This window comes from Buttiauxella sp. BIGb0552 (assembly GCF_004366275.1).
Taxonomy (GTDB): domain Bacteria; phylum Pseudomonadota; class Gammaproteobacteria; order Enterobacterales; family Enterobacteriaceae; genus Buttiauxella; species Buttiauxella gaviniae.
The window spans coordinates 215,747-237,954 of the sequence record NZ_SODY01000004.1; the positions used below are offsets into that span (position 1 = coordinate 215,747).

At 48.7% G+C, this 22,208-nt stretch carries 18 protein-coding genes and 1 tRNA gene; 16 read left to right on the forward strand and 3 right to left on the reverse strand.

The window, feature by feature from the left end; genetic code table 11:
* The first annotated feature begins 133 nt into the window (after window positions 1–133).
* The 5 genes from EDF88_RS24815 (at window position 134) to EDF88_RS13150 (ending at window position 9,154) form a co-directional block, all read left to right on the forward strand.
* The gene (locus EDF88_RS24815) at window positions 134–3,727 is read left to right on the forward strand and encodes a retention module-containing protein (protein WP_134185086.1); all 3,594 of its coding nucleotides are present in this window, start codon (window positions 134–136) and stop codon (window positions 3,725–3,727) included.
* A gap of 184 nt (window positions 3,728–3,911) precedes the next feature.
* Window positions 3,912–5,147: an alanine racemase gene (gene alr / locus EDF88_RS13135; protein WP_134185088.1), complete on the forward strand. Its 1,236-nt coding sequence runs from the start codon at window positions 3,912–3,914 to the stop codon at window positions 5,145–5,147.
* A 210-nt stretch (window positions 5,148–5,357) separates the two neighbouring features.
* Window positions 5,358–6,392: a LacI family DNA-binding transcriptional regulator gene (locus EDF88_RS13140; RefSeq protein WP_134185090.1), complete on the forward strand. Its 1,035-nt coding sequence runs from the start codon at window positions 5,358–5,360 to the stop codon at window positions 6,390–6,392.
* A gap of 117 nt (window positions 6,393–6,509) precedes the next feature.
* Entirely contained in the window at window positions 6,510–7,976 is a 1,467-nt protein-coding gene (gene nhaC, locus EDF88_RS13145) for a Na+/H+ antiporter NhaC (RefSeq protein WP_064512814.1), read from the forward strand.
* The gene (locus tag EDF88_RS13150; RefSeq protein ID WP_134185092.1) at window positions 7,973–9,154 is read left to right on the forward strand and encodes a MalY/PatB family protein; all 1,182 of its coding nucleotides are present in this window, start codon (window positions 7,973–7,975) and stop codon (window positions 9,152–9,154) included. Before nhaC (EDF88_RS13145) ends, EDF88_RS13150 begins: the two co-directional genes overlap by 4 nt.
* A gap of 75 nt (window positions 9,155–9,229) precedes the next feature.
* Here EDF88_RS13150 and EDF88_RS13155 read toward each other — a convergent pair whose 3' ends face one another.
* Window positions 9,230–9,769, reverse strand: a complete 540-nt coding sequence (locus EDF88_RS13155) for a DUF2058 domain-containing protein (RefSeq protein WP_064512831.1) — start codon at window positions 9,767–9,769, stop codon at window positions 9,230–9,232.
* A gap of 419 nt (window positions 9,770–10,188) precedes the next feature.
* On the opposite strand from EDF88_RS13155, the gene melR reads away from it, so the two are divergent.
* From melR to EDF88_RS13170, 3 genes are all read left to right on the forward strand, one after another.
* Window positions 10,189–11,127 (forward strand): transcriptional regulator MelR, encoded by a 939-nt coding sequence (melR, locus tag EDF88_RS13160; protein WP_064512810.1) that lies wholly within the window; start codon window positions 10,189–10,191, stop codon window positions 11,125–11,127.
* Window positions 11,128–11,299: 172 nt separating this feature from the next.
* A complete protein-coding gene (gene nhaC / locus EDF88_RS13165) occupies window positions 11,300–12,760 on the forward strand; it encodes a Na+/H+ antiporter NhaC (protein ID WP_134185096.1) in 1,461 nt (486 codons plus the stop codon).
* A 165-nt stretch (window positions 12,761–12,925) separates the two neighbouring features.
* Window positions 12,926–14,098 (forward strand): PatB family C-S lyase, encoded by a 1,173-nt coding sequence (locus tag EDF88_RS13170; RefSeq protein WP_134185098.1) that lies wholly within the window; start codon window positions 12,926–12,928, stop codon window positions 14,096–14,098.
* A gap of 275 nt (window positions 14,099–14,373) precedes the next feature.
* Here the strand turns inward: EDF88_RS13170 and EDF88_RS13175 are convergent.
* A tRNA-Arg gene (locus EDF88_RS13175) sits at window positions 14,374–14,448 on the reverse strand.
* A 203-nt stretch (window positions 14,449–14,651) separates the two neighbouring features.
* Complete coding sequence (locus EDF88_RS13180; protein ID WP_134185100.1) at window positions 14,652–15,617, reverse strand: formate/nitrite transporter family protein; 966 nt, start codon at window positions 15,615–15,617, stop codon at window positions 14,652–14,654.
* 204 nt (window positions 15,618–15,821) lie between these two features.
* On the opposite strand from EDF88_RS13180, the gene ccmA reads away from it, so the two are divergent.
* The 8 genes from ccmA to EDF88_RS13220 all read left to right on the forward strand — a co-directional run bounded on the left by ccmA (window position 15,822) and on the right by EDF88_RS13220 (window position 22,195).
* The gene (ccmA, locus tag EDF88_RS13185; RefSeq protein WP_134185102.1) at window positions 15,822–16,430 is read left to right on the forward strand and encodes a cytochrome c biogenesis heme-transporting ATPase CcmA; all 609 of its coding nucleotides are present in this window, start codon (window positions 15,822–15,824) and stop codon (window positions 16,428–16,430) included.
* Window positions 16,427–17,086, forward strand: coding sequence for a heme exporter protein CcmB (ccmB, locus tag EDF88_RS13190; protein WP_064512799.1), 660 nt, complete (start codon window positions 16,427–16,429; stop codon window positions 17,084–17,086). The genes ccmA and ccmB overlap by 4 nt, the downstream gene beginning before the upstream one ends.
* Before the next feature lie 107 nt (window positions 17,087–17,193).
* Window positions 17,194–17,931, forward strand: a complete 738-nt coding sequence (locus EDF88_RS13195) for a heme ABC transporter permease (protein ID WP_064512797.1) — start codon at window positions 17,194–17,196, stop codon at window positions 17,929–17,931.
* Window positions 17,928–18,140 (forward strand): heme exporter protein CcmD, encoded by a 213-nt coding sequence (gene ccmD, locus EDF88_RS13200; RefSeq protein ID WP_134185104.1) that lies wholly within the window; start codon window positions 17,928–17,930, stop codon window positions 18,138–18,140. The genes EDF88_RS13195 and ccmD overlap by 4 nt, the downstream gene beginning before the upstream one ends.
* On the forward strand, window positions 18,137–18,616 hold the full coding sequence (gene ccmE / locus EDF88_RS13205) for a cytochrome c maturation protein CcmE (protein ID WP_064512792.1): 480 nt from the start codon (window positions 18,137–18,139) through the stop codon (window positions 18,614–18,616). The genes ccmD and ccmE overlap by 4 nt, the downstream gene beginning before the upstream one ends.
* Window positions 18,613–20,565: a heme lyase CcmF/NrfE family subunit gene (locus tag EDF88_RS13210; RefSeq protein WP_134185106.1), complete on the forward strand. Its 1,953-nt coding sequence runs from the start codon at window positions 18,613–18,615 to the stop codon at window positions 20,563–20,565. The genes ccmE and EDF88_RS13210 overlap by 4 nt, the downstream gene beginning before the upstream one ends.
* A complete protein-coding gene (gene dsbE, locus EDF88_RS13215; protein ID WP_064512788.1) occupies window positions 20,562–21,119 on the forward strand; it encodes a thiol:disulfide interchange protein DsbE in 558 nt (185 codons plus the stop codon). Before EDF88_RS13210 ends, dsbE begins: the two co-directional genes overlap by 4 nt.
* Window positions 21,116–22,195: a cytochrome c-type biogenesis protein CcmH gene (locus tag EDF88_RS13220; protein WP_134185108.1), complete on the forward strand. Its 1,080-nt coding sequence runs from the start codon at window positions 21,116–21,118 to the stop codon at window positions 22,193–22,195. The genes dsbE and EDF88_RS13220 overlap by 4 nt, the downstream gene beginning before the upstream one ends.
* The last annotated feature ends 13 nt before the right edge of the window (window positions 22,196–22,208 follow it).

Genomic DNA, 22,208 nt, shown 5'->3' on the forward strand with positions numbered 1-22,208 from the left:
GAGAGACAGGAGTCTCTCATTAATCCCCGGGAGCTTAATCAAGTAAGTGACTGGGGGGAGCGAGTATTGCCAACGCACATGCAACTTGAAGTATGACGGGTATATGTAATATCAATATTCAGGGGCAAGTGGTTTGCACAACATTCTCGGTATCGTCAAAGTAGTCATTGGACAGGTTTTTGCTATTGCTGTTGATGGAACTCAGCGTGAACTGCATGAAGGGGATCGAATCTTCGCTGGAGAAGAAATCGTAACCAGTGCTAACGGCGCATTAACGGTGAACTTATCCGATGGTCATACAATGGATATGGGGCGTAATAGCCACTGGAGTGATCAAAGCGGCGTAACTGCTGCAGCTAATACTGAGCACGCGACTGATGATGTCGCAGCACTACAGCAGGCAATTACAGATGGTGTTGACCCGACTAAAGCCCTGGATGCAACTGCTGCGGGTAATGAAGCGCCAATCGAAGCTGGAACTGGTGGCGGCGGGCATTTTATTGAACGAGTGGAGCTGACTGGCGAAGTAGTTGATGCTACTTCAGGTTTTCCTACCAGCGGATTAAATTCTCCGGTACTGGTTCACAACGAATTTGATACGTACTCTGCGCCAACTCATTCCTCCCTGGGTGGAAATACTGACTTCATCAAAGCTGATGCGGTTGTTTCGATAGTTACCACACCAGAAGGGCCGCACACCGACACGCCACCCGTTGACGTAACTCCACCGATAGACATGACCCCGCCGGTAGACGTAGTCCCACCGGTCGAAGTGACCCCACCAGTAGATGTGACTCCGCCAGTAGATGTGACCCCAGCAGTAGAAGTGACGCCACCAGTAGATGTAATCCCGCCGGTAGATGTGACGCCACCAGTAGATGTAATCCCACCGGTAGATGTGACCCCGCCGGTAGATGTGACCCCGCCGGTAGATGTGACCCCGCCGGTAGATGTGACCCCGCCGGTAGATGTGACCCCACCGGTAGATGTGACCCCACCGGTTGATGTGATCCCACCGGTAGAAGTGACGCCACCGGTAGATGTAATCCCACTGGTAGAAGTGACGCCACCGGTAGATGTAATCCCGCCGGTAGAAGTGACTCCACCGGTAGATGTGACGCCACCGGTAGATGTAATCCCGCCGGTAGAAGTGACTCCACCGGTAGATGTGACGCCACCGGTAGAAGTGACGCCACCGGTAGATGTGATCCCACCGGTAGATGTGACGCCACCAGTCGATGTGACCCCACCGGTTGATGTGATCCCACCGGTAGATGTAATCCCACCGGTAGAAGTGACGCCACCAGTCGATGTGACTCCGCCGGTTGATGTGACCCCGCCGGTCGATGTGACGCCACCGGTAGATGTGATCCCACCGGTCGATGTGACTCCGCCGGTAGATGTGACGCCACCGGTAGATGTAATCCCGCCGGTAGATGTGACGCCACCGGTAGATGTAATCCCGCCGGTAGACGTGACCCCACCGGTTGATGTGACCCCGCCGGTAGACGTGACTCCGCCGGTAGACGTGACCCCACCGGTTGATGTAATCCCACCGGTAGAAGTGACTCCACCAGTCGATGTGACCCCGCCGGTAGACGTGACTCCGCCGGTAGACGTGACTCCGCCGGTTGATGTGACCCCACCGGTTGATGTGACCCCACCGGTTGATGTGACGCCACCGGTAGATGTAATCCCACCGGTTGATGTGACGCCACCGAACCAGAAAGGTGAAGTTAAGATCACCATCGATTCTGTTGAGACTGAATCTGTGCCGCCAACGGGTGTACCGCACGACACGATCACCCGTATTAATGGTGGCAGTGGATCACCAGATGGTTTTGATGTTCAGGATGGGAAAATTGTCAGCATTGGTTCAAATGTGCGTATCTATTTGAGCGAGGGGGATGTCGAACCGAAGTGTGCCGATCCTGTACACCAGATCCAGCATTACAACGACGGTAACCAGAACGGAGATGGGCATTATTCCGATATCTTTGTCGTGCATCCAGGCAGCCAATATAAGCAGGGAGATGGCACATTCCACGCACTGAACGCCATAAACGGTAATACGCAGGCTGAGCAGGGCGGGCATAAAGATTACGTCTTCGTGCAGGATGGCAAAGATACTGATTACCACGTCGAAAACGGTACCAATAACAATTCGCAAACCAATGTAAATACACAGGAAAGTGTTTCGATTATCGGCTCGGACGGTCAGGGTCACACTCTGGATCTTCATGGGATAAACCATATCGAAGGGGTGATTCTCGGCGATGGTACTATCCACACGCAAAATGTGGGGAGTACCACTGTTGAGACCGATACACCAACACAACAACCTGGTGAGCAGCATTCCGTAATCACCGGTACCGTAACGGGTGACGTCGTACTGGGCGATATCGTGAAACTGACCGTTAACGGCCACCACTATAAAGGTGAAGTGGTTGATCTGGGTAACGGGAAGCTTGGCTACCATATTGGAGTTGAGAGTGGTGATCTGAAAGAGGGGCTGCCTGTACATGTCAGCATTACTGTCAAAGGTGATGATGGGCATGCAACGCATGCAACAGCCGATCAAACAGTCAGCCATGATCAGGTCCCACCCGCACCTTCAACTGATCATGTTAGCTCTGCACATCTGGCGAGCTCTGAGCAAGATGCAAGCGCTACCATCACTGACTACATCGCTCACAACGACAGCACGGATTCGACTCCTGAAGCCCACCCGAGCCCGATTACCCAGGTAAATGGCGGCAGTGGCGCAGCTGAAGGCTTTGATATTCAGGATGGGAAGATAATCGCCATTGGTTCGAATGTGCGTGTCTGGTTGAGTGACGGCGATACAGCACCGCACAGTGCAGACAGTGCTAACCAGATCACCCATTACCATGACGGCAACGTAAATAGTGACGGGAAATATGCCGATATTTATGTGGTGCATGATGGCAGTGGCTACACGAATGGTAATGCTCACCAGGGCCTGAATGCCATTAACGGCATGACGCAGTCAGTCGACAGCGGGCACAAAGGCTACATTTTCTTGCAGGATGGTTCAGAGGCTGATTATAAATGCTCACCAGGTCCTAATAACAATGCCAATTCTAACGTAAATACGCTGGAAAATGTTTCGATCACGGGGACACATAGTGATGCGGACCAGGGGCTGCATTTACAGGGTGTGAACCACATTGAAGGCGTCATCTTTGGTGATGGAACGCTGGCTTTTACGGCGAATGATAGCCGTACAACAGTGGTTCACCACGATGCTCCGGTACCCGCAGATATCCCTTCCGCAGCGCCACCTGTGCCTGTCGATGACGTTTCGGTCCACGCTCATGTTGACGCCGCAACGGTTGTTGAGCACCACACTCAACAGGCACATCCGCTCAATAACTTGCTGGAAAGCAGCGATGATCTGTTCCTTCCGGCAGCAACTGCGCCAGCGGATAGCGCCACACATCTGTCCGATAATTCTGGTCTGGTGACCGGTAAAGGTGAGCATGCGCAAGAGCGCATAAACCTGAGTGATTTAGCTCATGAACTTGAGCATGGCACTGATATCACAAGCCTGATTAAAGGTGGTGAGCAACCGCATACCGATGCGACGGTTATCGATCCTAAAGCGCATGCGGCTCCAGTAATGGTGTCTGAGTCTGCGGGAATGGATAGTTTGCAGCATTCATCATTTGATCATTTATTGCATAAACCAGAACACCATTACTAACGCTTAACACCGGTAATGAATAAGAGCCTGCCCGCGGAAGTGAGCAGGCTCTTTTTTTGCAGCCCGCTATGTCATGTTTAAGAAAATGCCATTAAATTAGAATAAAAATCAGCAGGATAACTTAGTTTTTCTTATGAATTTTGGGTTCGCTACGACCCCCCTTTAACCTTGCTAAGGAGTCAGCATGCCACTGCATTTACGCCGTTTAGCTTTAATCCCTCTGTTTGTTCTTACCGCCTGTAATAGCCACAACACCACCGTTCCCCCAACCAGCACGCTTTCTGCCGCCGGATACCACCATCAGCAACGGGTGGTTGATAACACGACGCTTGAAATCTCGCGCAGTGCGCTGGAATACAACGTACAAAAAGTACAAAAACTGCTCGGTAATAAATCCACCATGTGCGCCATTCTGAAAGGGGATGCCTACGGGCACGACCTGTCGCTGGTCACGCCGGTGATGCTGGCAAACAACGTGCAATGCATCGGCGTTGCCAGCAATGAAGAACTGAAAACCGTGCGCGATCTGGGCTTTAAAGGCCGTTTGATGCGCGTGAGAAATGCGACCGAAGAAGAGATGCGCCAGGCGACGGACTATGACACTGAAGAGTTAATCGGCAACCTGGATATGGCAAAACGCCTCGATGCGATTGCTCAACAACAGGGGAAAACGCTGCGTATTCATCTGGCGCTGAACTCCGGTGGCATGTCGCGTAACGGGCTGGAAGTCAGCAATCAGGAAGGGCTGAACGATGCGAAAGCCATCTCCGAACTGAGCCACTTGAAAATCGTCGGCATCATGTCGCATTACCCGGAAGAAGATGCGGCGGCGGTGCGCAAAGATCTGGCGCGCTTTAAAGTGCAGTCACAACAGGTTCTGGAGATTACCGGTCTGAAGCGAGAAGACGTGACCCTGCATGTTGCCAATAGCTTTGCGACGCTGACGGTGCCTGAATCCTGGCTCGATATGGTGCGTGTTGGCGGTGTGTTTTACGGCGATACCATTGCCAGTAACGACTACAAACGCGTGATGACATTGAAATCCTCTATTGCCTCGGTGAACCGCTACCCGAAAGGCAATACCGTCGGGTATGACCGCACATACACGCTCAAGCGTAACTCCGTGCTGGCTAATATTCCGGTGGGTTATGCCGATGGCTATCGCCGCGTGTTCAGCAATGCGGGGCACGTATTGATTCGTGGCCAGCGTGTGCCTGTTCTGGGCAAAACCTCGATGAATACCGTGGTAGTTGATGTGACTGATTTGAAAGGTGTTGCACCAGGGGATGAAGTTGTTCTGTTTGGTAAGCAGGGGAATGCGGAGGTAACCGCGACTGAAGTAGAAGATATCAGTGGTGCATTGTTTACCGAAATGTCGATTCTCTGGGGTGCTACGAACAAGCGCGTACTGGTTGATTGATATTCTTAGCCCAGCTTTTAGCTGGGTTTTTTCTATTAGCATCTCTTACTTTTATGGCCGTGAACTTAGAGGGTTGCAGTAAATCATTGGATGATCTCATCAAGAGGTATCATTCAGTCGGCATTTTGCTGGATCTAATGCCATATGCTTTGGTGGTATGCTCGTCATGGTTTTTCTAAGAACTCACGTTCTCCATATCAAAGTGAATCTATGGCGACAATGAAAGAGGTTGCCCTGTTGGCCGGAGTGTCGACAGCAACTGTATCTCGGGTAATAAATCAAACTTCATATGTTGAACCTGTTACGCAGGAACGTGTGGAGAAAGCTATGCGTGAGCTGAACTATCGGCGTAATGCAGCAGCTCTGGCACTCGCAAAACGCAGTGGCAATATGCTGGGGTTGTTAACCGGCAATCTGGCCGATCCGTTTTTTGCCCGATTAGCCCGAGGTGTAGAAGAAGTTGCACGCCAGCAGGGGTTTCGTCTGATGGTCTGTAGTGGTGGTCATCAGGCTGAGTTGGAAAAATCAGGCTTAGATTTTTTGATTAACCAGGGCTGCGAAGCTATTGTCGTGCATGCGACACGCCTGCCCGACCAGGATTTAATTCGCTATAGCACCCATACCCCCGCCATGGTCCTTGTGAACCGTTACATTCCATCAATATCACCTCGCTGTGTATGGCTGGATAACCAAAGTGCAGCACGCCAGGCTACACGGCATCTATTAGAGAATGGTCATCGCTGTATTGCCTGTATCACATCAGACTTGCCCATTGATGACAGACAGCAGCGGCTGGAAGGCTACCGATTAGCGATGGCTGAATTTGGGATTACCCCGGAGAAAAGCTGGATAATTAGCGTGCCGTTTAATGAAGAAGGTGGGGAAACGGCTGCCAAAAAACTTCTCGATAGCCACATTCCTTTTACTGCGGCATTTACCTTTAACGATGTTATGGCCGCCGGTATGATGCGCGCCCTTCATCAACAAGGCGTTGCGCTACCTGAACAGTTATCGCTGGTGGGTTTTGATGATGTAGTACTCGCGCGTTATCTGTTCCCAGCCTTAACGACCATGCATTACCCGATAGAGCGCATGGCCCGGCATGCAGCTCTGCTCGCCATTGGGTTGCATCAACATGAAACGCCACTGCCGCGCTCATTGTGCTTTGCCGCTGAACTGATCGAACGAGATTCGGTGATGCGAAATAATAAATTGAAGGCATGTCGTCAACAGCGCTTTTTGTGACAAATGTCGCAACTGTACTCTTCATGTATGCGGTTACATGGCAGCATCCTTTCCATCACATTTGCATTGTTCTGTTCCCTTTACTCTGCACCCATCAAAATAAATCGGAACACAATTATGAAAGCGAATGAATCACACAACGACAAAAAAACGCTCTCTTTTGGGCTGGCTTTACTCCCCATAATCGCGATGCTGGCATTTCTCATCGTCGGATATGGTGTGATGGGATTGCGTATTGAGCCGTTGCTTTTGTGCTCTGCGGCTATTGCCGCAGGTCTGGCATATTGGCAGGGATATAACTGGGACGATGTGATGAACTCCATCGTTGCTAAACTCGCTAAAGCGATGCCGGTTATTATGATTTTGATTTGCGTCGGCGGGCTTATCGGCACCTGGATGTTTAGTGGCACCATTCCTTATATGGTGTACTGGGGATTGAAACTGATTAGCCCTCAATACATTCTTATCGCCGCATTTTTCCTGACCAGTGTAGTGTCAGTTTGTACCGGAACGTCATGGGGTTCGGCGGGCACGGTGGGCGTGGCGTTGATGGGTGTTGCTGCCGGGTTGGATGTTCCACTAGCGGCTGCAGCAGGGGCGGTGGTTTCTGGTGCCTACTTTGGCGACAAAATCTCTCCGCTGTCGGATTCAACCAACTTTGCCGCTATTGTTGCTGATACCACGTTGTTTGAGCATATCCAGCATTTGATGTACACCACCATTCCGAGCTTCATTCTGGCAGCCATTGTTTATCTGGTTGCAGGCCACAGCAGCATGATGGGCGAAGTTGCCACCCCGCAGCGTGTGACAGACATTATTAACGCGCTCGATAGTCTCTATCACTTCCATATCGTACTGATATTGCCGCCGATTATTGTGCTGTGGGGAGCCATCAGCAAAAAACCGGTCATTCCGTTGATGCTGATTGCCTGCTTGCTGGCCATTATTCTTGGCGTCTGGCTTCAGGGATTGAGTGTTAAGCAGGGGCTGGATGCATTCATGGATGGTTTTAACATCAACATGTTCCCGCAGGGTTCTGATGGGATGATTGCCGATGTGCCTCGCCTGCTTAATCGCGGCGGCCTGTTCTCCATGATGAGTACAATCTTGCTGGTGTTCTGTGCTTTCTCTTTTGCTGGCGCACTGACACTAACAGGTGCACTGACTATCATTATCAACCGTTTGCTCACCGTTATTCATAGCGTAGGTCAACTGATTGCAGCCACTATTGGCACGACTATTCTGGTTACGGCTGCTACCAGCGACGGCAAACTGGCGCTGCTGGTTCCGGCCGAGCTTTATCAGGATGCGTATCGCCGCATGGGTTTAGATACTAAAAATCTTTCCCGCACCATTGAAGATGCGGGAACTGTGATTGAGCCTCTTATTCCGTGGACCGCTGCGGGCGTCTATATGGCGACAACGCTTGGCGTAAGCACTCTGGATTTCTTACCCTGGGCCGTACAGTGTTACTCCGCTATTTTCTTTGCTTTGATTTATGGTTTTACCGGGTTTGGTATCGCTAAAGCACCGATTAAAGTCACTACGCCAATGGAGAATTCAAAGCAGGAGGCTACATCATGAAAAACAATTTTGACCAGGTGATTAATCGCCATGCTACGGGTTCAGTGAAATGGGATTTCATCGATCGTTATCAGAATATGCAAACTGACAATTTACTCCCAATGTGGGTTTCTGATTATGATTTTGCCTGCCCGCCAAATGTATTGGAGGCGCTTCATCGGCGTGTTGAACATGGTGTATTTGGCTATAGCGAGCGTGATGAAAATTACTACACGGCGCTGACTAACTGGTTTGAGCGTCGCCATCAACTCCTGATTCACCCTGAATGGGTTTGCAGTATTGAAGGGGTAGTGCCGGGTCTTTCACTGCTGGTACAAATGCTAAGCCAGGTGGGTGATAGCGTTGTGGTTCAGGGGCCGTACTACGGATCATTTGCCAAGATTATTACGCTTAACCAGCGCAACCTTGTTGAGAATCCGCTGCAAGAAGATCCCGATGTGGGATATGTGATGGATCTTGAGCAGTTAGAGGAATTATTTAGCAAATATCGCCCGCCACTGTTCATTCTGTGTAACCCGCATAACCCTACCGGGCGTTGCTGGAGCAAAGATGAGTTAACCAAACTTTTGACGCTATGTGAAAAATACGATGTGACGGTGCTTTCAGACGAAATCTGGGCTGATCTACTGCTGCCAGGATCAACGTTTACCTCTGTTTTGCATCTTGAGTCTCGCTGGCATTCAAGGGTAATTGCTGCCACATCAGCAAGTAAAACCTTTGGACTTTCATCCCTGCGGATCTCTAACTTCCTTATTCCTGATGCTGGGTTAAAGGCGCGATTTATCGAGCGTTTAAATGCGCACGGTCTGGACGTATTCAATGCGCTTTCGATGGAAGCTGCTACTGCGGCATATAATGGTTCCGAAAAGTGGCTGGACGAATTGCTTGATTATCTCGCGGCAAATCGTGATTGGTTTGTGTCGCAGATAGAGAACTATTTGCCGTGGTTACGTGTTGTTCCGGCACAAGGTACCTATTTGATATGGATAGATTGCCGAGCATTGGGCTTGAACGATAATGAGTTAAAGAGCGTGATGACTGAGATAGCCGGTATTGCTCCTTCTATGGGAAGTGGTTTTGGCCCAGCAGGCTCTGGCTTTATACGACTGAACCTCGGTTGCCCGCGCAGTTATCTTGAGCAAGCCATCAAAGGGCTACAGCGTATTGGCGCGCAGTAACTTCAAACACAATAATACGCCCCTCAGCCAGCCTTGGCTGAGGGGCGTATTTCAAAGGGGCTCTGGAAACTTTCCCTACCACATCAAATCATCAGGCACGACAAAGTCAGCATACGGGTCTTCTTCGTCTTGAGCTTCCTGGCTCAGCGTACTGTTTAATACGATATAGCTCGCATCACGCTGCGCAATTTTATCGGCAACACTTGCTGGGATAATCGCGTATTCACCTTCAGGATTTTTATCTGTCATCAAACGAGCAATAGCGAGACGGCCATTGGTTAATTGAGTCTGAGTAACCTTATCAACATAGATTTTTTTAATTAAATTGTTATCTGTGAAGTTATAGCCAATATCGCCTTTTGAAATAACAATTCTATTCATTTCAATAAGCTGTTTAATTTGGGCCTTATATTCTTTTGATAAAGCAGCCTGCTTTTGTTGTTCAACCAGCTCTTTATCACGCTCAATTTGCGCCTTTTTATTCTCTTCCACTGCCTCGCGCGCCTCACGAGCCTGAACTCGTGATTTTTTGGCCGTTCTCTGAACTTTGGCCATTTTTTTGCTGCTAACTAAGCCAGCTTTAAGCATCTGCTCTTGTAATGTGAGTTTTGTCATGTTCATGGTCTAAAAAAATCAAATCGTGGGCAAGATTATACCTTTCATACCAGAGGTAGTGTTGTTGTTTTTTTGCAGGCAACGCTCTATGGCTTAGCAGATTCAAAGATAAGTACAAAACCGGGATGGGTTATAGGGAGACAAGAACTGGAATTATCTCAATGGACTATGGCGTCCACCTCAGCGAACTTGGAATGACGTTTGTTCTTAGCGATAAAAAATGATCGAGTGACATCACTTACTGCATAAGATTCCATATTCCCGATAACTCAGATCTGCAATTGATAAACATAAAATCTGAGTTTCTGGGAATGATTTCGCGAAAATGGAGATAAAACGGAGGTTTTTTTCGGTTAAGCTGTAACCATGTTTTGATATGACATCTCGGTCAGATTCATGGTCCAGGAACTCAACCTATAATGGAAAACAGTACTCCGCGACTGCCGCATGATCCCCATATGTGCCGCAGTTATGAAAAAAAGACTCGTAGCCCACTTGCACTCTATTCAGAGTATCAGCGTATGGATGTCGAGCTGCGGGCGCCATTGGCAATGAGCTACAGCCACTGGCATGGTCAGGTTGAAGTTAATGTGCCATTTGACGGGGATGTGGAATATCTGATTAATGATGAATTGGTGCGAGTCAAGCAAGGTTATATCACCCTGTTTTGGGCTTGTACCCCACATCAGCTTACAAATCCAGGCCATTGCAAACAAATGGCAATATTCAACTTACCAATGCATTTATTTTTATCCTGGCCGCTGGATCGCGAATTGATTAATCACGTGACTCATGGAATGGTGATTAAATCCTTATCAGCACAGCAACTCAGCATTTTTGAAGTTCAGCGTTGGCAACATGAACTGAATAGTACTAATGAGCAGGTTCGCCAGTTAGCAATCGATGAAATTGCCTTAATGCTAAAGCGCTTTAGTCTATCTGGCTGGCAGCCTGTGCTGGTTAATAAAACGTCACGCACTCAGAAAAATAGTCTTTCGCGGCACTCACAGTTTTATGTTAGCCAAATGCTTGAGTTTATTGCCACACACTGTGACAAAATTTTGACAGTTAACGCTATCGCGGAATATGTGAAACTGAACCCAAACTATGCCATGGGTATTTTCCAGAGAGTTATGCAACTGACTATGAAGCAATATATTACTGCAATGCGTATTAACCATGTGAGAGCACTACTAAGCGACACCGATAAGACTATTCTAGATATAGCTATTATTGCAGGGTTTCGTTCTAGTAGCCGTTTTTATAGTACATTTAATAAATACGTCGGTATGCCACCGCAGCAGTATCGTAAATTGAGTCAACAACGAATAAATCACCAACTCTACGTGGAGGGATAATTATTAAGAAAGCCCGTAGTAGTATTGTGTTGAAATAAATTTCATTATATTGGTATTGAAAGCATGTGATTTCCATGAAAATAATTGGGTTGGCCATTTTAATGTAAGGTTAAATATCATAGGCGTTTTTCTTATCTGTTCAAATACAAACCACTAACTATTGGATGGGATTATGCAATTGAATAGCTATACTTCAAAAAGTAGAAGGGAATTATCTTTTTTTTGGTCTGTTTTGCCTATGGTCGTAATGCTAGGCGGAATTAGTATTGGGTATTTTGTTTTTAACATCCGTGCGGAGCCCATGATTTTGATGGGCACAGCTACTGCTTCATTTATAGCTATAGCTCATGGTTTTACGTGGGATGACATTCTAAAATCCATTTGCGAAAAAATATCTGAGGCTTTACCCGTAATACTGATTGTAGCGAGTATTGGTTTCTTAATTGGAGCATGGATGGTCTCAGGTACAATACCGATGATGATTTACTATGGTTTAAAGTTAATTAATCCTCAGTATTTCTATATTTCCGCATTTCTTCTTGGAGCATTAATTTCTGTTTGTACCGGTACCTCTTGGGGCTCTATCGGTACAGTTGGTATTGCGATGATTGGTGTTGCCATTGGATTGAATGTATCACTTCCAATTGCTGCCGGGGCTATTGTTTCAGGTTGTTGGTTCGGTGATAAACTTTCTCCAGTCTCTGATTCAACAAACATGGCCGCGCTGGCTGCTGGTGTAAATCTATACTCGCATATAGGCCATCTTTTGTGGACAACTGGCCCCGGGTTTATTTTATGTAGCATTGTATATAGTTATATGGGTATGGGTATTGAGGCCTCTATTAGTACACCAGAGAATATTATAAAATTGATGGCGTCAATTGGTAGTGTTTATCATTTTAATATTTTCCTATTATTACCACCGATTATTGTATTGTATGGTTCTCTTTCAAAGAAACCGCCAATTCCTATGTTATTCCTGTCTACATTAATATCCATGATTCTCGCATTAGTTTTTCAGGGTTTCTCTGCGTCATCGGTAGGAGAATCGGTTGTGAGTGGCTTTAAGCTCTCTATGATCGAGGGTAGTAATGTATCTGCGCTTTCTTCTGATGTATCTCGCTTGCTGGAGCGGGGTGGTGCAATATCTATGTTTAGTAGCTTTGTTACTGTTTTCAGTGCATTCAGCTTTGCTGGCGCGATGAGCGCAACGGGCTCGCTGCATACGGTTATTCATGCTCTCACGAAAGGTGTCAAATCAACATTTCGTTTGGTCCTCACAACGATTATTACAACTTTTACCATCTGTGCATGTACAGCAAACGGTACTTTGCCATTATTGCTATGCGGTGATGCTTTTAAAGATGAATACAAAAGAAGAGGTCTTGCGGCAAAAAATCTTTCCAGGACAACTGAGGACGCAGGGACGGTAGTCGAACCTATTATTCCCTGGTCTGCGTCAGGTGTTTATTGCGCCACTATGCTGGGCGTATCAACACTAGACTATTTACCGTGGGCAATTTTGTGCTACAGCGGAGTTATATTTGCATTACTTTGGGCTGCAACGGGTATCGGTATCGCTAAATGTGAACCGAGTGACGCCACTGAGAATATCGTTGAGCATCAACTATAATGTTAGAGTGAATTGAGTTTCATATTTACTCGAAAAATACGAATTAATTTATCTACGTTACGCATGCTGTAGCAGAAATATTCTACGGATGAAATTTTTATGCGTGTTATTCAGTTTGTATTTTAAATCACCTTAGCTTTTCAGGTGATGATCCAGGAGTGTGTAATGTCTCTGTTTGATTGTGTAGTAGCAAGAGATGCTAGTTGTCGTAAATATGGGCAGTTACAAGAAATGTTTGGTACTGAAGATGTATTGCCTCTTTGGATTGCTGATATGGATTTCAGAACACCAGAGCCTATTATCAATACGCTACGTTCTGTCGTAACTCAACCGGTGCAAGGATATAATCTAGAACACCCACAGTGGAAGAAGTCGGTTACCGAATGGTATAAGAAACGGTATGGTTTCGATGTCCAGGAAGGTTGGTTGCATTTTGTCCCTGGTGTAATAAGAACAATAGTATTGTCTTTAATGTCCTTAACAAAACCTGGCGATAATATATTAACATGCACCCCAATATATGATCCTTATCCAAATTTTATAAAGACAAGTGGCAGGCAGTTGATACAAACAGGATTAATCGAGAAAAGTGGATGTTATTATTTTGATTGGAGTGACTTCAAAGAAAAGCTAAAAACTTGCAAGATGTTCCTTTTTTCCTCACCTCATAATCCTGGCGGGATGGTATGGGACCGTGAAACAATTGAGAAGGTAAATAGATACTGCCATCGTGCAGGGGTCATTGTTGTATCAGATGAGGTTCATTGCGATTTAACATTGCCGGGCAAGCAACATATACCATTTTTTACGGTAAATGAGATGCTGGATAGCCAATCGATAGTGCTTACCTCTATCAGCAAGACATTTAATACCCCGGCTATACAAGGTGGGATGGTTATTATTAAAAATAACGACTTGCGCAACAAGTTCTATGGTTTTTTGGATAACTGTTACCTGGCTGAAACAAACTCGCTACAACAGGCAGCAATTTATTCTGCATATACCAACTGTGATGAATGGCATCAAAGGTTGCTGACTTATTTATCTGATAATGTAGAGTATGTAAAAAAAGAGATAGAAACAAACTGCCCGTTAATATCAGTTGTTTATGGCGGCGCATCCTATTTGCTTTTCCTTAATGCAGAAAAAATGAAACTCAGTGATGAGAATCTAAATTCATTTTTTGTACATGAAGCTAAGCTCGGTCTTTCGCCTGGTATTCAATATGGTCCTGGCGGAGAGGGACATATGAGATTAAACGTTGGATGCCCGCGCTCAGTACTCGTGGAATCAATGAGGAGATTAAAAGAGGCGTATAAGAACAGAAATAATGTCTAATGCGACAAAAAAAACGATTCATGTATTTAGTGTGATTACCCATGCAGTAAACTCTGCCCTACTTGATGGATACGCTGCCCGATGTGTCGGGTAGCGCCATTCTGCTTGCCCGTCGACAGCGTTTCCCCTACAGCGTAAGAATCGCAGTATCTGCAAACTCTCGATTAGTTTTGACGCTGTAAGTGTTTTTGATAGGGTGATACGAAGATGAAACTAGGGATTTAGTCTTACATGCTGCTGATTTCATTGGGGGAATGAATAGAAATGGGTGTTAATGGTGTCCCCTGCAGGAATCGAACCTGCAACTAGCCCTTAGGAGGGGCTTGTTATATCCATTTAACTAAGAGGACTTAATGCCCTTCATACTTCAAATTGTGGGGGTGTTGGCTGCATTCACAAATTCCAGTCACTTACTCAAGTAAGCTCCTGGAGATTTGTTCTTTTGCCGCCTACCCACAATTCGAACTATTTAGGGCATTGCGCGGCACAGTATACCCGCTTTTAGGTCTGAGTTAAGGGGCACGCCTGCTGATTGCCTGAATCGTAACCAGTTTCACGTTCTTCGCATCTGCTTTTCGCCCTTGCCGGCGTCTTCGCCGTTCTCAACTTCCTGTTCGCGCTTTGCTTTAGCCTTCGCCTCTGCTTTTTTCTTGTTGCTCATATCGTTACGGATTTGTGCGTGGCTAATCAGTGCGAAGATAAATGTGCCGCCGCAGATGTTGCCTGCGAGTGTTGGCAAGGCAAACGGCCAGAAGAATTCACTCCAGTGGATGGTACCGTTAAATACCAGGTAGAGAATTTCCACGGAGCCGACCACGATGTGGGTTAAATCCCCTAGCGCGACCAGCCAGGTCATGATGATGATAACAAATATTTTTGCCGAACCCGCAGAAGGGAACATCCACACCATGGTGGCGATTATCCAGCCGGAAATAATGGCGTTGGCAAACATTTCCCCCGGCGTGTTGTGCATCACGTCCATACCTATCGAGACAAAAGCATCTCGCGTTTGTTCGTCAAATATTGGCATATATTCAAACGCGTAAGCGGCAAGTCCGGTGCCAATCATATTACCCAGCAGCACCATGCCCCATAGCCGTAGTAATAGAAGAAAATTTGAGCCGGTAGGTTTTTGCATCACCGGCAGCACGGCGGTGACGGTGTTCTCAGTAAACAACTGTTGGCGCGCCATAATGACGATGATAAAGCCGAAGGTATAGCCAAGGTTTTCCAGCAAAAAACTGCCGGGGACTCCCTCAAGATTGACGTGAAATACCCCTTTGGCCAGTAGCGATGCGCCCATTGATAAGCCCGCCGCAATCGCTGACCACAGCAATGCCATCGCGTCACGTTCCAGCTCTTTCTCCCCGTCCTGACGGATATGTTCGTGAATAGCCATTGCCCGTGACGGCAGCTGTTCTTCGTCGACTTCTATCTTTTCACCATGGTCTTTTTCGTCACTTTCGACTTCGATCTCATCGGTGGATTTGTCGATTTTGTCTTCTTTTAATTCATCCATTTTTCAGGCCACTCACGCGTTAACTGTTCTTTTAAGCGTAGCGGCTTTTGGCTTTATTCCCTGTAACAGCGGTGAATTTGACTTAATTTTGATCTTAGGTGTGATGATTACCTCTTTTGGAGTACCGCTGATGGGGCCGCCCATCTGGAGCAAAGCCTATGATGTGTTATGATTTTGTTTCCCGAGACAAGGAGTGTTCCTCAAATGCTTGATGCCATTAACCTGACCTGCGTACGTGACGACCGCGTGTTATTTAGCGAGTTGTCTTTCACCGTACAACCAGGTGAAATGGTGCAAATCGCCGGGAAAAATGGCGCAGGGAAAACGTCGCTTTTACGGATTCTGGCGGGCCTTGCACAGCCTGAGAATGGCGAAGTGAGGTGGCAAGGGGAAGGGCTGTCTCGTGCGCGCTATCAATATCATCAGGATTTGTTGTGGCTCGGGCATCAGCCGGGAATCAAAACAGTTCTTACCGCCTTTGAAAATCTCAGCTTCTACCACGCAAACAGTGCGGAAAGCCTACGTTGGCAAGCACTTACTGAGGTTGGTTTACTTGGATTTGAAGATGTTCCTGTTAATCAACTTTCTGCAGGGCAACAACGCCGGGTGGCGCTGGCCCGATTATGGCTGAGCTCGCAAAAGCTCTGGATTCTTGATGAGCCTTTTACCGCCATTGATGTTACGGGTGTGGAAAAACTTACCAGGCAGTTGAAGCTGCATACCGAACAAGGCGGCATCGTTATTCTCACCACGCATCAGCCACTGGCAGTCAGCAATGTGCGCCAGATCCATTTGCAGGAGAAAAGGGCATGATGCGCCGAATTTTTCTGCATGAGCTGCGTGTGGTGTTCCGCAAAGGTGCGGAAATAGCCAACCCGCTGTGGTTCTTTCTGATTGTTATTACCTTGTTTCCGCTTGGAATTGGCCCTGAGCCACAACTCCTGGCGCGCATTGCGCCGGGCGTGATTTGGGTTGCAGCGCTGTTGGCATCGTTGCTGGCGATGGACCGGCTGTTTCGCGATGACTTTCAGGATGGTTCGCTTGAGCAACTGATGCTGTTGCCAATCCCTTTGCCGATGGTGGTGTTAGCGAAAGTGACCGCTCACTGGGTGGTGACGGGTTTGCCCCTGCTAATTCTTTCGCCGCTCGCTGCTTTGCTGTTAGGGTTAGATTTTTACGCCTGGAAAGTCATGGCTTTGACGTTGCTGCTTGGAACTCCGACGCTGAGTTTTCTTGGTGCGCCAGGCGTGGGTTTAACTGTAGGTTTGCGACGTAGTGGCGTGTTGTTGAGTCTGCTGGTGTTACCACTGACTATCCCATTGTTAATTTTCGCCACCGCCGCAATGGACGCAGCTTCCATGCATCTTCCGGTTGACGGTTACATGGCCATCCTTGGTGCGCTTCTGGCATCAAGCGCTACGCTAAGCCCGTTTGCCACGGCAGCGGCACTGCGCATTAGCGTGCAATAACAGTTTTGTTGGATGAAATATAAAAGCAAAAGATGATGTATCAATATTTTGTAGGGTGGATAAGCGAAGCGTCATCCACCAAAGCAACTTTTTTGTGAGCAACGATTATGTGGAAATGGTTACATCAACTCGCTAAACCCGAGCGGCTTTTTCAGCTTTGCGGGCGCATGGTGCCGTGGTTTGCGCTTATCAGCACGGTGTTGTTAGTGGTCGGTTGTGTCTGGGGTTTTGGTTTCGCTCCTGCGGATTATCAACAAGGCCAGAGCTATCGCATTATGTATCTTCACGTGCCTGCGGCAATTTGGTCGATGGGTATCTATGGCTCGATGGCAGTGGCTGCGTTTATCGGCCTGGTGTGGCAGATGAAAATGTCTGACCTCGCTGTGGCGGCGATGGCACCAGTGGGCGCGGTATTTACTTTTATTGCGCTGGTTACCGGTTCCGCTTGGGGCAAACCAATGTGGGGAACCTGGTGGGTGTGGGATGCACGTCTGACTTCCGAATTGGTGTTGCTGTTTCTCTATATCGGCGTGATTGCGCTGTATAACGCCTTTGACGACCGCCGTCTGGCCGGGCGTGCGGCTGGTATTTTGGTGTTGGTCGGTGTGGTGAATTTACCGATTATCCATTTTTCGGTGGAGTGGTGGAACACGCTGCACCAGGGCTCGACCAATATGCAGCAAAGTATTGACCCATCAATGCGCACTCCGTTACGCCTGACTATCTTCGGTTTTCTGATGCTGTTTGCCACGCTGACATTAATGCGCCTGCGCAACCTAATTTTGCTTCAGGAACAGCGTCGCCCGTGGGTAATGGAACTGGCGAATAAAAGGAGAAGCGTATGACCAGCGCATTTTTAAACTGGACAGATTTTTTTGCCATGGGGGGCTATGCGTTTTATGTCTGGCTTGCTGTCGCGCTAACCTTCATCCCATTGCTGGTATTGTTGGTGCATACCCGTTTGCAGCACCGCACCATTTTAAATTCAGTCACGCGCCAACAGGCACGAGAAAGACGGATCCAGGCCGCACGTCACGCAGAGGGAATTGAATGAATACGCGTCGCAAAAATCGATTATATCTGGCGCTTTCTGTGCTGGTGGGGTTGGGGTTAACGATCACGCTGGTGTTGTACGCATTACGCAGCAATATCGATCTCTTCTATACGCCGAGCGAAATCCTGTATGGCAAAGGTGAAAGCCACCAGTTGCCAGAAGTGGGGCAGCGTTTGCGCGTTGGCGGTATGGTTCAACCTGGCAGCGTGAAGCGTGATAACCAAACGCTGAAAGTGACATTCAAACTCTACGATGCCAGCGGGGTGGTGGATGTCAGCTATGTTGGCATTTTGCCGGACCTGTTCCGCGAAGGGCAAGGCGTGGTCGCACAAGGTGTGTTTGAAGCCGGTAACAGGGTTGAAGCGAAAGAAGTGCTGGCGAAGCATGACGAAAATTACACCCCGCCGGAAGTAAAAGAAGCGATGGAAAAAAATCACCAACGCGCTCCACAGGCCTACAAGGATAACGCCTCATGATGCCAGAAATTGGCAGTTTTTTGCTTTGCCTGGCACTCGGCTGGTCATTGTTACTCAGTGTTTACCCGCTGTGGGGCGTGACGCGAAATGATTCACGGTTGATGGCTTCTGCACGCCCTTTAGCGTGGGCGCTGTTTATCACACTGTGTGCTTGCTTCCTGGTGTTGGTGAATGCGTTTGTGGTGAACGATTTTACCGTGCTGTATGTGGCGAATAACTCCAACAGCGAGCTACCGGTCTGGTATCGCGTTGCTGCCACCTGGGGCGCGCATGAAGGCTCATTGCTGCTTTGGGTATTGTTGCTAAGTGCATGGACATTTGCCGTCGCGCTGTTTAGCCGTAGCATGCCGCAAGATGCCGTTGCCCGCGTGCTGGCGGTAATGGGGATGATTAATTTCGGCTTCTTACTGTTTATCATTTTCACCTCAAACCCGTTTACCCGCACGCTGCCTGACTTCCCTGTCGAAGGGCGCGACCTGAACCCGCTGTTGCAGGATATCGGGCTGATCTTCCACCCTCCGTTGTTGTACATGGGGTATGTCGGTTTCTCCGTGGCTTTTGCGTTTTCTATTGCTGCATTGATGGCCGGGAAACTCGATTCTGCCTGGGCGCGTTGGACTCGCCCATGGACGCTGGCTGCCTGGTCATTTTTAACCATCGGCATTGTTTTAGGTTCGGCCTGGGCTTACTACGAGCTGGGCTGGGGAGGCTGGTGGTTCTGGGACCCGGTAGAAAATGCTTCGTTTATGCCGTGGCTCGCAGGTACGGCGTTAATCCATTCGCTTTCGGTAACCGAAAAGCGCGGCAGTTTTAAAGCGTGGACGGTGCTGCTCGCGATTACCGCATTCTCGCTGTGTTTGCTCGGCACCTTCCTGGTGCGTTCGGGCGTGCTGGTTTCGGTGCACTCATTTGCCTCTGACCCGGCGCGCGGCATGTTTATCCTCGCGTTCCTGGTGATTGTGATTGGCGGTTCGCTGCTGTTGTATGCGGTAAAAGGCAGCAAAGTCCGTTCGCGCGTCGGCAACAGTTTGTGGTCGCGGGAGTCATTTTTGCTCGGCAATAACGTGTTGCTGATTGCCGCGATGCTGGTGGTGTTGCTGGGAACGCTGTTGCCTTTAGTGCACAAGCAACTGGGGCTGGGCAGCATTTCTATTGGCGAGCCATTCTTCAACACCATGTTTACCGCGCTAATGGCGCCGTTCGCGCTGATGCTCGGGATTGGCCCACTGGTACGCTGGCGTCGTGATGAACCGCAAAAGCTGGTTAAACGCCTGGTGGTTGCCGTGGTGGTGACCGTCGCGCTGGCTTTGATTTTGCCATGGCTGATGCAAGACCGCGTTGAAGCCATGACGGTGGTTGGTTTACTGATGGCGGTGTGGGTGTTTGTGCTGGCCTTAACCGAAGTTTATGACCGTGCCACACACCGTTACGGCTTGCTGAAAGGGCTATGGAAATTACCACGCAGCCACTGGGGCATGGTGTTCGGGCATCTGGGGCTGGCGGTCACGGTGGTCGGTATCGCCTTTAGCCAGAATTACAGTATTGAGCGTGATGTGCGCATGAAAGCAGGCGACAGCATCGACATTCACCAGTACCACTTTGTGTTCCGCGATGTGCATGAGCTCACTGGCCCGAACTATCGGGGTGGCGTGGGGATTATCGACGTGACGCGCAATGGCAAACCTGAAGCCACGCTGCATGCCGAGAAGCGTTTCTACAACAGCAACCGTGCCATGATGACCGAAGCGGCCATTGACGGCGGCGTGACGCGCGACCTGTACGCTGCTCTCGGTGAACAGTTAGACGACGGCAGTTGGGCGGTGCGCCTCTATTACAAACCTTTTGTGCGCTGGATTTGGATGGGCGGAATATTAATGACGATCGGTGGGCTGTTCTGTTTATTTGACCCGCGTTACCGCCAGCGTAAAAACATGCCGGAGGCCGCATGAACCGCAAAATATTATTTATCCCGCTCGTTTTGTTTTTGTTATTGGCGGCAATGCTACTGTGGCAACTGGCACGCAATGCGCAGGGCGATGATCCGACGAATCTTGAATCGGCGCTGGTAGGGAAATCTGTTCCGGTATTTCGCCTGGAGTCGCTGGAAAACCCCGGCAAAACTTATGACCAGGCAGTGCTGACAGACGGCAAACCCTTGTTGCTAAATGTCTGGGCGACCTGGTGCCCAACTTGCCGTGCAGAGCATCAATATCTCAACGGCCTGAAAGCGCAGGGCGTTCGTGTGGTGGGTATGAATTATAAAGATGACCGCCGCAAAGCGATTACCTGGCTGAATGAATTAGGCAACCCGTACGCGCTAAGCCTGTTTGATGGCAACGGCATGCTGGGGTTAGATCTGGGCGTTTATGGTGCACCAGAAACGTTTTTGATCGACGGAAAAGGGATCATTCGTTATCGCCATGCGGGCGATCTTAACGATCGCGTCTGGCTGCAGGAATTAAAACCGCTGTGGGATAAATACAACAAGGAGGCAGGCGCATGAAGCGTGGATGGCTAATTATCATCGCATTCCTGTTCTCGTTTAATGTGTTTGCGGCAATAGACACTTTCCAGTTCAAAGACGAAGCGCAAGAACAGCAGTTCCGCCAGCTTACCGAGCAATTGCGTTGCCCGAAATGCCAGAACAACAGCATTGCGGATTCCAATGCCATGATTGCCTCTGACATGCGTCTGAAAGTTTATGAGTTGATGCAGCAGGGCAAAACGAAGCAGCAGATTATTGATTACATGGTTGAGCGCTACGGCAATTTCGTGACATACGAACCGCCGTTGACGCCTGCCACTATCGTCTTATGGGTGCTGCCATTGCTGTTTATTCTTGGTGGCGCGGGTGTGATTGTGATGCGCAGCCGCAAACGGCGGGTCCATTTTAGTGATGAACCTGAAAGTGCGCAGCTGCAAACCGCAGCCAGGAAAGCCCACTTCTGGTTTTTCGCACCCGGTGCTGTGGTGTTAATTGTAGTGAGTGTTGGCGTTTATCTGAAAACGTCTGACTGGAAGCAGGTGCGAGCCTGGCAGAATGTCACAAATCAGACACCGCAATTGTTACAGCGCGCATTAGACCCAGAAGCCGAGCCGCTGAACATGGCTGAAATGGCCGATCTCGGTCTTGGGTTACGCACCCGGTTGCAGCACGAACCTGACAATATTGAGGGGTGGATGATGCTGGGGCGAATTGGTATGGTTCTGAATAACGCAAGTACCGCTACACAAGCTTTTGCACATGCGTATAAACTGTCGCCCACTAACAGTAATGTAAAGCTGGGCTATGCTGAAGTATTGACCCGTAGTGGCTCGCTGCAAGATAACCAACTGGGTGGGAATCTGCTGCGAGAGCTCATTAAAACGGACCATACAAATGTTCGCGTGCTCAGCCTGCTGGCATTTAGCGCTTTCGAACAACAAAATTACCGCGAGGCAATTGGTGCATGGCAAGTCATGCTTAATGTATTACCGGCAAATGACCAGCGTCGGGCTGTGGTGCAAAGAAGCATCGAGCAGGCGCAGGTTGCACAAGCTGGTATGGACAGCACCAAACCTGAGAGCGCAGATAAATAATAACAGGGAGACA

Excerpts from the sequence above, each read along its gene's own strand:
- alr (WP_134185088.1), top strand. The coding sequence starts at position 3,912 with ATGCCACTGCATTTACGCCGTTTAGCTTTAATCCCTCTGTTTGTTCTT.
- EDF88_RS13140 (WP_134185090.1), top strand. The coding sequence starts at position 5,358 with ATGGCGACAATGAAAGAGGTTGCCCTGTTGGCCGGAGTGTCGACAGCA.
- nhaC (WP_064512814.1), top strand. The coding sequence starts at position 6,510 with ATGAAAGCGAATGAATCACACAACGACAAAAAAACGCTCTCTTTTGGG.
- EDF88_RS13150 (WP_134185092.1), top strand. The coding sequence starts at position 7,973 with ATGAAAAACAATTTTGACCAGGTGATTAATCGCCATGCTACGGGTTCA.
- EDF88_RS13155 (WP_064512831.1), bottom strand. The coding sequence starts at position 9,769 with ATGACAAAACTCACATTACAAGAGCAGATGCTTAAAGCTGGCTTAGTT.
- melR (WP_064512810.1), top strand. The coding sequence starts at position 10,189 with ATGGAAAACAGTACTCCGCGACTGCCGCATGATCCCCATATGTGCCGC.
- nhaC (WP_134185096.1), top strand. The coding sequence starts at position 11,300 with ATGCAATTGAATAGCTATACTTCAAAAAGTAGAAGGGAATTATCTTTT.
- EDF88_RS13170 (WP_134185098.1), top strand. The coding sequence starts at position 12,926 with ATGTCTCTGTTTGATTGTGTAGTAGCAAGAGATGCTAGTTGTCGTAAA.
- EDF88_RS13180 (WP_134185100.1), bottom strand. The coding sequence starts at position 15,617 with ATGGATGAATTAAAAGAAGACAAAATCGACAAATCCACCGATGAGATC.
- ccmA (WP_134185102.1), top strand. The coding sequence starts at position 15,822 with ATGCTTGATGCCATTAACCTGACCTGCGTACGTGACGACCGCGTGTTA.
- ccmB (WP_064512799.1), top strand. The coding sequence starts at position 16,427 with ATGATGCGCCGAATTTTTCTGCATGAGCTGCGTGTGGTGTTCCGCAAA.
- EDF88_RS13195 (WP_064512797.1), top strand. The coding sequence starts at position 17,194 with ATGTGGAAATGGTTACATCAACTCGCTAAACCCGAGCGGCTTTTTCAG.
- ccmD (WP_134185104.1), top strand. The coding sequence starts at position 17,928 with ATGACCAGCGCATTTTTAAACTGGACAGATTTTTTTGCCATGGGGGGC.
- ccmE (WP_064512792.1), top strand. The coding sequence starts at position 18,137 with ATGAATACGCGTCGCAAAAATCGATTATATCTGGCGCTTTCTGTGCTG.
- EDF88_RS13210 (WP_134185106.1), top strand. The coding sequence starts at position 18,613 with ATGATGCCAGAAATTGGCAGTTTTTTGCTTTGCCTGGCACTCGGCTGG.
- dsbE (WP_064512788.1), top strand. The coding sequence starts at position 20,562 with ATGAACCGCAAAATATTATTTATCCCGCTCGTTTTGTTTTTGTTATTG.
- EDF88_RS13220 (WP_134185108.1), top strand. The coding sequence starts at position 21,116 with ATGAAGCGTGGATGGCTAATTATCATCGCATTCCTGTTCTCGTTTAAT.